Below are 8,957 nucleotides of genomic sequence, written 5' to 3' on the forward strand. Positions count from 1 at the left end.
GACCACGCCGGCCCGGGCCAGCGCGGGCAACTGCTCGGGGGTGCGCGCCAGCGCCCTGGCCGCCCCGCCGGCCGCCGCCCGGGTCACCGCGCGCAGGTCGTCGGTGTCCGCCTGCTCGGCCGCGCGGGCGGCGGCGGCGACCACGCTGAGCAGCGTGCCCTCGACGGGCTGGGCGACCGCGGCGTAGGCGGCGGTGGTCGCGTCGGCCAGCGCGGCGGCCAGCTGCCGGCCACGGACCGCCGGGGCGGCGGCGAGCGCGTCGGCGAAGCCGCGCAGGATCTGCGAGAGGATCACCCCGGAGTTGCCCCGCGCCCCGAGCAGCGCGCCCCGGGCCATCAGCCGCAGGGCGTGCCCGTGCGGGGTGTGCCCGTCCTCGGGGAGGGTCTCCAGGTCCATGGCGAGGGCCTGCTGGGCCGAGGTGAGGGTGAGCACCAGGTTGGTGCCGGTGTCGCCGTCGGGGACCGGGTAGACGTTGAGCTGGTCGATCTCGCCCTGGTGGCGCTGGAGGGCGGCCAGCCCGCTCGCGCACCAGCGGCGCACCGCGGCGGCGTCGAGGGTGTCCAGCACGTCGGGAAGCCTACTGGCGCGCACCGACACCCGCCGGGGCCGGCCGCTTCCGGCCCCGGCGTGTCCGACGGCCGCCGGGACCGCTGCCCGGTCCGCCGGCCTCTCCCCAGGTACGCTGGGCGGGTCCCGACCAGGCCGGTTGGGCGTACCGGTCTGTCATCGGGTAACCTGGCCAGGTTGCCCGGGCAGCGCCTGGCGGCGACCTCATGAACGTTTCAATCCCAGGAGTATCCCGTGGCTAGCGTGTGCGACGTCTGTGGCAAGGGACCGGGCTTCGGCCACAACGTGTCCCACTCGCACCGGCGGACCAACCGCCGCTGGAACCCGAACATCCAGTCGGTGCGTACCCCGGCCGGTGGCGGCACCACCAAGAAGTTGCAGGTCTGCACCTCGTGCATCAAGGCCGGCAAGGTCACCCGCGCCTGACGCGGTAGCACCACCTCTTCACACTCGTCGGATGCCGGCGGGCCCCTGGGGCCCGCCGGCTTCTGTCGTGTCCGCGGCCCCGCGCTGACGGGTCGCCGACCGTCCCACGACCGATCGGCCCGCCCCGGTTAGGGTGCTGCTGCGCCGGCCGTCCGTTCCGGCGCGGCGGTGGGGAGGAACGACCGGTGAAGCTGGACCTGGGGCGGGAGCAGCTGGTGGTGATCGGCGGGTCGTTCGGCTCGCTGCGCTGGTTCGACCAGGAACTGCCGCCCGGCAGCATGGTCCTGGTCGAGGAGCCGGACGTGATCCGCCGCCGCGGCCTGGTGGAATTCGTCGCCGGGCTGCCGGTGATCGCCCGGCTGGTGCCGGCCGAGTACCAGACCGGCTTCGACGCCGACGCCCTGCTCGCCCGGGAGCCCGGCCTCGCCGCCGCGGGCCTGGTCCTGCCCGGCCTGGAGTACGCCGTCGGCGCCGCCGCCCGGCTGGCCGAGCGGCTCAATCTGCCCGGCGGTGGGGTGGCCGCCGCCGACGTCTTCTCCGACAAGCACCGGATGCGGCTGCTCGCCGACGCCACCGGCCTGGCCAACCCGGCGTACGAGCTGGTCGACGACCCGGCGGCGGCGGCGGAGTTCGCCCGGGCGCACGGCGGCCGGTGCGTGCTCAAGCCCACCCGCCGCTCCGGCAGCCTGGGCGTGCAGCTGGTCACCGACCCGGCGGAGATCGCCGCCCGCTGGGCGGCCAGCGCGGCCCCGCCCGAGCCGGCCGAGGCCACCGAGCGCGGCCTGCCGACCGGGGTGCTGGTCGAGGAGCTGCTGGTCGGCTCGGAGCACAGCGTCGAACTGCTGGTCGCCGACGGCGAGACGATCTTCGCCAACGTCACCGACAAGCGGATCGCCGGCGGCCGGTACCCGGTGGAGACCGGGCACACCGTGCCGTCCGCGCTGCCCGGGGCGGAGCGGACGGCGCTGCGGGACGCGGCGGTGCGGCTCGCCGGGGCGGCCGGCTTCCGCAGCGGCATGCTGCACAGCGAGTGGATCCTGGTCGACGGCGTGCCGACGCTTGTCGAATGCGCCGCCCGGATGCCCGGCGACATGATCACCGCGCTGATCTCGATCGCCTACGAGGCCGACGTCATCGAGGCGTACCTGCGGGTGCTGCACGGCGAGCGGCCGGTGCTGCCGGCCCGCGCGACCGGCGCGGCGGCCGTCGAGTTCCTGGTCGCCCGGCCCGGGCGGGTCACCGCGGTGGACGGCCGGCGGGCCGCGCTGCGGGTGCCGGGTGTGCTGGACGCGCAGGTCGAGGCGAAGGCCGGGGACCACGTGCCGCAGCTGCTCTCCTCGGCGCACCGCAGCGGGCACGTGCTGGCCTGGGGCGCCACCCCCACCGAGGCGGAGAGCGCCGCGCGCAAGGCCGCCGGCGAGATCCGGATCACCGTCGACTGATCGCGAGGGTCAGAGGGTGCGGCCGAAGGAGAGGCAGCCCGGGGCGTCCTGGTAGAAGCCGAAGTTCGGGATCCGCTCGTAGCCGGCCGAGGTGTACATGGCGAGCGCCTCCGGCTGCTTGTCGCCGCACTCCAGGATGATCCGCTTGCGGCCCTGGTCCCGGGCGGACCGCTCGACCGCCGCGAGCACCGCGCGGGCCACCCCCCGGCCGCGGGCGGCCGGCGCGGTGTACATCCGCTTCAGCTCGGCCGTCCCACCGTCGTCGCCGTGGCTGCGCCAGCCGCCGCAGCCCACCGGCTGCCCGTCGAGGTAGGCGACCAGGAAGGTGCCGGCCGGCGGCTCGAACTCGGCCGCCTCGACCGGCGTCTCGTCGCCGCTGCCGCCGTACCGCTCACCGAGGTCGGCCAGGGCCGCCCGGATCAACGCCTGCGACTCGGGCGCGTCGAAGCGCCGCACCCGGATCTCGATCCCGCTCACGGAATGCAGGGTACGACCGGGACCGGGCCCGCCCGGGGCCCGATGCCCCGACATCGGACGCAGATCACTCCGTCCGGCGGAAGTGGTCCCAGCCGGCGGCCCCGGTGTACGGCACGCCGTCCACGGTCACCCCGGCGCCCTCGGTCACCCGCCCGACCGGCCGCCAGCCCGCCGGCAGCGTCGCGGCCGCCGGGAAGGTCGCGGCCAGGGCGTGGTCGTCGCCCCCGGCCAGGATCCAGGAGTACGGGTCGACACCGAGCGCCTGCGCCGCGTCGCGCATCTGCCGGGGCACCTCGAACGCCTCCCGGGTCAGGTCGACGGCCACCCCGCTGGCCTTCGCCACGTGCCCCAGGTCGGCCAGCAGCCCGTCGGACACGTCGATCATGGCGGTGGCGCCGTGCGCGGCGGCCTCGGGACCGGCCGCGTACGGCACCTCGGGGCGGCGGAACGCCTCCACCAGCAGCCGGGGGGTGCGGAACCCCCGGGACAGCACGGTGTAGCCGGCCGCCGCCCAGCCGGTCCGTCCCGCGAGGGCCACCACGTCGCCGGGACGGGCCCCGGAACGGACCACCGGCGGCCGGCCGGCCAGGTCGCCGAGGGCGGTCACCGCGATGGTCAGCGTCGGGCTGGCGGACATGTCCCCGCCGACCACGCTCGCGCCCACCAGGGCCGCCTCGGCGCCCAGGCCGTCGGCCAGCTCCTCCGCCCAGCCCACGTCGAGATCGGCCGGCATGCAGAGGGCGACCAGCAGCGCCGTCGGGGCGGCCCCCATGGCGGCGATGTCGGCCAGGTTGGCCGCCGCCGCCCGGTGCCCCACGTCCCGGGCCCCCGACCAGTCCCGCCGGAAGTGCCGCCCCTCGACCAGCACGTCCGTGGAGGCCACCACCCGCCGGTCCGGCGCCGCGACCACCGCCGCGTCGTCGCCGGGGCCGAGCAGGCAGCTCTCCCCCTGGGCCAACCGGGCGGTCACCCGGTCGATCAGCCCGAACTCACCGACATTCGCGACCGTCATGCCGTCCCCTCGTCGCGCTCTTCAAGCTCTGCGGTCCCGCCACCACGGCCCCGGCGTGTGCTCGCTCACCGCGTCCTGCCGGCGACCGATACAGATCAGGGCCGCTCCGTAGGGTAGTTTCACCCTTCGGGCCGCCCCAGGCGGCGACGGACGGAGGTCGAGTCGTGGTACAGGCGTACATCCTCATCCAGACGGAGGTCGGTCGGGCGCGTGACGTGGCCGGTCTGATCGCGGACCTTGCCGGCGTGGTACGCGTCGACGCCGTCACCGGGCCCTACGACGTGGTCGTCCTCACCGAGGCGAACACCGTCGACGAGCTCGGCAAACTGATCGTCAGCAAGGTGCAGATGGTGCCCGGCATCACCCGCACCCTCACGTGTTCGGTGGTGCGGCTGTAAGTGGAACAGATCACGTCCTCACCCGCTCCCGACGAGTCCCGCCCGGCGCCGCGCGACCGGTCGACCCGCGGCGCGGCGCTCTGGGCGACCCTGATCGCGGTGCCGGTCACCCTGGCGGTGGCCGGGTTCACCTTCGCGAAGCTGGCCCCCGACGCCCCGGCCGCCGCGCCGAGCCCGTCGGCGAGCGCCGTCCGGCCGCAGTCGACCACGCCGGTCGAGCTGCCCGCCCCGGCCCTGGCCGAGCGCCCGGCCACGGTGTGCCGCGCCCTGGTGTCGCAGCTCCCGGCGACCGTCCGCGACCTGGCGCAGCGCCCGGTCACCGCCGGCGCCGAGCAGAACGCCGCGTACGGCGACCCGGCGCTCACCGTGGCCTGCGGCGGCACCCCGCCGCTGGTGCAGCCCACCGACGAGGTCTGGTCGGTGAACAAGGTCTGCTGGCACGCGGTGCAGGAGGCGGACGCCACCGTGCTGACCACCGTCGACCGGGAGACCCCGGTGCGGGTGCGGGTCCCGAAGCAGTACGAGCAGCCGCTCCAGTGGGTCACGCCGATCTCCGACGCGGTGGTGGCCTCGGTGCCCGCCGCGAAGACGGCGCCCTCCGGCTGCTCCGCCTGACCGTCGCCGGCCGGCCCGCGACGCCCGGGCGTCCTCAGCGGCCGGCGCGGCGCAGGGCGGTCCGGATGAGCCGGTTGACCAGCTTCGGATACTCCAGCCCGCTGGCCGCCCACATCCGGGGGAACATCGAGGTCGGGGTGAAGCCCGGCATGGTGTTGATCTCGTTGAGGTAGACGTCCAGCTCCGGGGTGACGAAGAAGTCGGCCCGGGCCAGGCCGGAGCAGTCCAGCGCGGTGAACGCGCGGGTGGCGTACTCCCGCACCTGCCGGGTCACCGGCTCGGGCAGGTTCGCCGGGATGTCGTACTCGCAGGCGTCGTCGATGTACTTGGCCTCGAAGTCGTACCAGTCGTGGCCGGAGACCACCCGCACCTCGGCCAGCACCGACGCCTCCGGGGCCCCGCCGGCCTCGCCCTCCAGCACGCCGCACTCGATCTCGCGGCCCACGATGGCGCCCTCGACGAGCACCTTGGTGTCGATCTCCCGGGCGGTGGCGACCGCCGCGTCGAGCTGCGCCCAGTCGTCGACCTTGGTGATGCCGAACGAGGAACCGGCCCGGGACGGCTTCACGAAGACCGGCAGCCCGAGGCGCTCCTTGTCCTCCTCGGTCAGTGTCATCCCGGCGCGCAGCACCACGTACGGGCCGACCGGGATGCCCTCGGCGGCGCAGAGCTTCTTGGTGAACTCCTTGTCCATGGCGGCCGCGGAGGCGAACACGTTCGCCCCGACGTAGGGGATGTCGGCCATCTCCAGCATCCCCTGGATCGTGCCGTCCTCGCCGTACGCGCCGTGCAGCACGGGGAAGACCACGTCCACGTCGGCCAGCGCCACGGGGCCCTGGGCCGGGTCGAGCACCACGAGACCGCCCACGGCCGGGTCGGCGCGCAGCACCACCTCGGCGCCGGAGCCGGCGGTGATCTCGGGGAGCTTGCGGTCGGCGATGGCGAGCTGGCCGGGGTCGCCGCTGGCCAGCACCCACTGGCCCTGGCGGGTGATGCCGACCGGCACGACCTCGAACTCGTCCGGGTCGAGGGCGGCCAGCACGCTGCCGGCGCTCACGCAGGAGATGCCGTGCTCGGGGCTGCGGCCGCCGAAGACGATCGCCACGCGGGTCTTGCCTGGGGTGGTCACTCCGGTCACCTCTTCGCTCGCGACTGCGGCTGGCCGTGCTCGCCGGTGGCGCTCACCCGCTTGACCTTACTGTGCGTGGCGAGCGGAGGTGGTTGATACCCGGGGAGACGACGCAGGAGGCGGCATCCGGTCAGCGAGTCGTATACAGGGAGTAACCGGGCGGGGCGCGAACTGTGCTGAGCCCGGGCGGCCGGTGGCGGGACCTGCCACCGGCCGCCCGGCTCCCCGCCCCCGTCACCGCGTCCCGGGGGCGGGCCCGGTTCAGTTCAGGTGGTCCGGGGTCCGCGGCCGGCGCCCGACCGCGATGACCTTGACCCGTTGCCGACCGGCGCGGACCATGCCCAGCGCCATGAAGGCGCCGGCGATCCGATCCGCGGCCTCGCGGTTGTTCGCGCCGACGACCTGCCGGCGCCGCTCGGGGCTGGTGCGTTCGTTGCGCCAGATCCCGTCGAGGGGGCGCACGTCGGTGAGGACCACGAGGAACCGCGTCATCCCCGTCCACCTCCGGTGTGGCGGGCCGTCGCCGTCATCGCGTCTCCTCCCGTCTGGCGTGCCGGTACGGGCACGCGGCGATCGGGTCGTGGGGGAGTAGAACCCGATCGCCGCGCACCCCATCCCCTCCGGTCGCTCACCACCACCGTCGCCACGACAACCGGTGGTGAGGACGCCGTCACAGATTGACAGGTGGACACGCGTGAATGCAACTCTCATCGGATTTCTCTCATGCCCGTCCTCCCGTTGATGTGCGACCATCGATGCATGGCGCCGAAGACCGCCCGGGCCCGACGGCTCGGCATCGCCCTGCGGACCCACCGGGAGGCCGCCGGCCTCACCCTGGAGGCCGCGGCCGACGAGATCAACAGCACCCGCAGCACGCTGTCCCGCTACGAGAACGCGCAGACGCTCGTCAACCCGGCCACCGTGCGCGCGCTGCTCACGCTCTACGGGGTGGGCTCCGACGAGATCGCCGCGGCGGTGCAGCTCGCCAAGGACGCCCGCAAGCCCGGCTGGTGGGTCTCCTACTCCTACCTGCTGGACCGGCGGACCATCGACTTCATCGCCCTGGAGGCGGAGGCGACCGGGATCGCCAACTTCGAGCCGTCGGTGGTGCCCGGCCTGCTCCAGACCGCCGACTACATCCGCGGGGTGATGCGCGGCGGCCCGCACACGCTCACCGACGAGGAGGTGGAGCAGCGGGTCAAGCTGCGACTCGACCGCCAGCAACGGCTCACAGGTGACGATCCGCCGATCCTCGACGCCATCATCGACGAGGGGGCGCTGCTGCGGCCGGTCGGCGATCGCACGGTGATGGGGGGCCAGCTGCAGCACCTGCTGAAGATGGCCGAGCTGCCCAACATCACCGTGCAGGTGATCCCACTGGCCGCCGGATACCACCGGGGGACGCGGGGGTCGCTGCACATCCTGGAGTTCGCCGACCCGGAGGACCCGATCATCGCCTCGGTGGAGACGGTCGCCGGGCAGATGGTGCTGGACCGGCCGGGCGACCTGCGCACCTGCACCAAGATCATGGAGCACCTGCGGACCGTGGCGCTGAGCCCGGCGGCCAGCCGGGACGAGCTCCTCCGCCTGCTGAACGAGAGGTAGAAGCGATGAACGGCACGAACAGCCCTCGCCCGACGGCCGGTTGGCGCAAGAGCAGCTACAGCGGCGACCAGGGCGCGTGCGTCGAGATGGCGCCGCTGCCCGAGGCGGTGGCGGTGCGCGACTCCAAGGACCCGGCCGGCCCGGTGCTGCTCTTCCCCCCGACCGCCTGGGCCGCCTTCACCGGCGCACCGCCGCGCCCCTGACCCGGCCGGTCGCTCAGCCGGCGACCAGCGGGCCGGCCGCGGCTCCGCCGCGCACCGCCTCCAGCGCCGCGATGGCCACCCCGCGCGCCCCGGCCATGTCCCGCTCCGGCACCAGGGCGAAGGTGGCCACCGCGCGCTGCTCGGCGCGGAGCACGGTGTGCTCCCGCACGGTGGCCAGGAACCAGTCACGGAACTCCGGCGCCGCCTCCACCACCCCACCGCCCACGAAGTACGCGTGCGGGTCGGTGAAGTTGGCCGCGATGGTGAACAGCCGGCCCAACGCCATGGCCTGCTGGGTGAAGACCTCCCGGGCCAGCGGATCCCCCCGCTCGCCGTAGCCGCGGACCAGCTTCGCCGCCCGGCCCGGCTCCTCGGCCGCCAGCGGGTGCCCCGGGAACCGGCTCAGCCAGTAGGGCAGCAGGTTGCGCGCGATGCCGGTGAGCGAGGCGACGCTCTCCGCGTCCCCGGCGAAGCCGCAGGCGCAGACCGGCACCGCCTGGCCGGGCGCGAGCAGCCCGTCGAGCGGGATGTGCACGTGCCCGAACTCGCCCGCCATGCCGGCCGCGCCGCCGACCACCCGGCCGCCCTCCACCACGCCGCCACCGAGCCCGGTGCCGACGATCGCGGCGACCGAGGAGCGGCGCATGGCGTCCGCGCCGAAGTGCACGTGGTGCGCGTAGAGGGCCGCCGCGTTGCCGTCGTTGGCGTAGACCACCGGCAGGCCGAGCCGGTGCTCCAGCGCGCCGCGCACGTCGTAGCCACGCCAGGCCGGCTGGGAGAAGTTGGTCGAGCCGCGCGAGGAGATCACCCCGGTGGCGCTGGCCGGGCCGGGGGTGTCCAGCCCGACCGCGCGGACCAGCTCGCGGGGCACCCCGGTCAGCGCCAGCACGCCGTCGAGCGCCCGCGCCAGGGCCTCGATCGCCGCCTCCGGCCCGGCCTGGACCTCGCTGGGGATCTCCACCAGACCGTCCACCAGGAACCGGCCGTCGACCGTCAGCACGGTGGCGTTGTTGCTCGTGCCGCCGTTGTCCAGACCCACCACCACCGGCACACCCGCGCTGCCCACCGCCACCGCCTCCCGCC

General features: G+C 74.9%; 12 protein-coding genes. 6 read left to right on the forward strand and 6 right to left on the reverse strand.

What is annotated here, in order from left to right:
- Positions 1 to 567, reverse strand: a 567-nt coding sequence (locus tag ACW0Q9_RS26250) for a DAK2 domain-containing protein (protein WP_456185746.1), incomplete at its 3' end; no start/stop codon positions are given.
- Positions 568 to 801: 234 nt separating this feature from the next.
- On the opposite strand from ACW0Q9_RS26250, the gene rpmB reads away from it, so the two are divergent.
- Both rpmB and ACW0Q9_RS26260 read left to right on the forward strand, forming a co-directional pair.
- Positions 802 to 993, forward strand: a complete 192-nt coding sequence (gene rpmB, locus ACW0Q9_RS26255; protein WP_013284551.1) for a 50S ribosomal protein L28 — start codon at positions 802 to 804, stop codon at positions 991 to 993.
- A 185-nt stretch (positions 994 to 1,178) separates the two neighbouring features.
- Positions 1,179 to 2,435: an ATP-grasp domain-containing protein gene (locus tag ACW0Q9_RS26260; RefSeq protein ID WP_456185749.1), complete on the forward strand. Its 1,257-nt coding sequence runs from the start codon at positions 1,179 to 1,181 to the stop codon at positions 2,433 to 2,435.
- A 9-nt stretch (positions 2,436 to 2,444) separates the two neighbouring features.
- Here ACW0Q9_RS26260 and ACW0Q9_RS26265 read toward each other — a convergent pair whose 3' ends face one another.
- Together ACW0Q9_RS26265 and ACW0Q9_RS26270 are read right to left on the reverse strand one after the other, a co-directional pair.
- On the reverse strand, positions 2,445 to 2,912 hold the full coding sequence (locus ACW0Q9_RS26265; protein ID WP_456185751.1) for a GNAT family N-acetyltransferase: 468 nt from the start codon (positions 2,910 to 2,912) through the stop codon (positions 2,445 to 2,447).
- Between the two features lie 64 nt (positions 2,913 to 2,976).
- Positions 2,977 to 3,924, reverse strand: a complete 948-nt coding sequence (locus ACW0Q9_RS26270; RefSeq protein WP_456185753.1) for a thiamine-phosphate kinase — start codon at positions 3,922 to 3,924, stop codon at positions 2,977 to 2,979.
- A gap of 164 nt (positions 3,925 to 4,088) precedes the next feature.
- Here ACW0Q9_RS26270 and ACW0Q9_RS26275 point away from each other — a divergent pair, with 164 nt between their 5' ends.
- Both ACW0Q9_RS26275 and ACW0Q9_RS26280 read left to right on the forward strand, forming a co-directional pair.
- Complete coding sequence (locus ACW0Q9_RS26275) at positions 4,089 to 4,322, forward strand: Lrp/AsnC ligand binding domain-containing protein (protein ID WP_013284547.1); 234 nt, start codon at positions 4,089 to 4,091, stop codon at positions 4,320 to 4,322.
- Positions 4,323 to 4,937, forward strand: a complete 615-nt coding sequence (locus ACW0Q9_RS26280) for a DUF3515 family protein (RefSeq protein ID WP_456185755.1) — start codon at positions 4,323 to 4,325, stop codon at positions 4,935 to 4,937. It abuts the gene before it with no gap.
- Positions 4,938 to 4,971: 34 nt separating this feature from the next.
- Here ACW0Q9_RS26280 and ACW0Q9_RS26285 read toward each other — a convergent pair whose 3' ends face one another.
- Both ACW0Q9_RS26285 and ACW0Q9_RS26290 read right to left on the reverse strand, forming a co-directional pair.
- On the reverse strand, positions 4,972 to 6,066 hold the full coding sequence (locus ACW0Q9_RS26285) for a D-alanine--D-alanine ligase family protein (RefSeq protein WP_456185757.1): 1,095 nt from the start codon (positions 6,064 to 6,066) through the stop codon (positions 4,972 to 4,974).
- Between the two features lie 261 nt (positions 6,067 to 6,327).
- Entirely contained in the window at positions 6,328 to 6,558 is a 231-nt protein-coding gene (locus tag ACW0Q9_RS26290; RefSeq protein WP_091312547.1) for a hypothetical protein, read from the reverse strand.
- Positions 6,559 to 6,825: 267 nt separating this feature from the next.
- Here ACW0Q9_RS26290 and ACW0Q9_RS26295 point away from each other — a divergent pair, with 267 nt between their 5' ends.
- Positions 6,826 to 7,671, forward strand: coding sequence for a helix-turn-helix domain-containing protein (locus tag ACW0Q9_RS26295; protein ID WP_456185759.1), 846 nt, complete (start codon positions 6,826 to 6,828; stop codon positions 7,669 to 7,671).
- 5 nt (positions 7,672 to 7,676) lie between these two features.
- Positions 7,677 to 7,874, forward strand: coding sequence for a DUF397 domain-containing protein (locus tag ACW0Q9_RS26300; protein WP_456185761.1), 198 nt, complete (start codon positions 7,677 to 7,679; stop codon positions 7,872 to 7,874).
- Positions 7,875 to 7,887: 13 nt separating this feature from the next.
- Here ACW0Q9_RS26300 and ACW0Q9_RS26305 read toward each other — a convergent pair whose 3' ends face one another.
- The gene (locus ACW0Q9_RS26305; RefSeq protein ID WP_456185763.1) at positions 7,888 to 8,940 is read right to left on the reverse strand and encodes an ROK family protein; all 1,053 of its coding nucleotides are present in this window, start codon (positions 8,938 to 8,940) and stop codon (positions 7,888 to 7,890) included.
- Positions 8,941 to 8,957: the final 17 nt, after the last annotated feature.

The organism is Micromonospora sp. I033 (assembly GCF_053890995.1).

Bases quoted from the DNA above. Each gene is read 5' to 3' on its own strand.
- ACW0Q9_RS26270 (WP_456185753.1), bottom strand. From the start codon at position 3,924: ATGACGGTCGCGAATGTCGGTGAGTTCGGGCTGATCGACCGGGTGACC.
- ACW0Q9_RS26290 (WP_091312547.1), bottom strand. From the start codon at position 6,558: ATGACGCGGTTCCTCGTGGTCCTCACCGACGTGCGCCCCCTCGACGGG.
- ACW0Q9_RS26295 (WP_456185759.1), top strand. From the start codon at position 6,826: ATGGCGCCGAAGACCGCCCGGGCCCGACGGCTCGGCATCGCCCTGCGG.
- ACW0Q9_RS26300 (WP_456185761.1), top strand. From the start codon at position 7,677: ATGAACGGCACGAACAGCCCTCGCCCGACGGCCGGTTGGCGCAAGAGC.